The organism is Paraburkholderia sp. SIMBA_027 (assembly GCF_046535315.1).
Lineage (GTDB): Bacteria > Pseudomonadota > Gammaproteobacteria > Burkholderiales > Burkholderiaceae > Paraburkholderia > Paraburkholderia tropica.
In genome coordinates this window covers 1-272 of sequence record NZ_JAWRWY010000583.1, presented here as the reverse complement: position 1 = coordinate 272, position 272 = coordinate 1, and the positions used below count along the sequence as shown (strand labels likewise).

General features: G+C 70.2%; 1 protein-coding gene. It reads right to left on the bottom strand.

What is annotated here, in order from left to right:
- A partial coding sequence (locus SB764_RS40345) for an MFS transporter (protein ID WP_410866802.1) occupies nt 1-272 on the bottom strand: 272 nt, incomplete at both ends.

Here is a 272-nt window from a genome sequence, read left to right as displayed (position 1 = left end):
CACGGCGCACGAGCAGCGACGCCGGAATCATCACGACGGCGGCCAGCGCGGCGATCGCCAGCATCGACGTGCGCCAGTAGTGGCCCGACACGAGCCAGGCCGCGAGCGGCGACATCGTCATCGGCGCCATGCCCATGCCGGCCGACACCAGCGATACCGCGAGGCTGCGGTGCGTGTCGAACCAGCCGGTCACGCAAGCCATCATCGGCGCGAACATCGCGGCCGTCGCGCTGCCGACGGCCAGCCCGAAAATCAGCTGGAACGCGAACAGC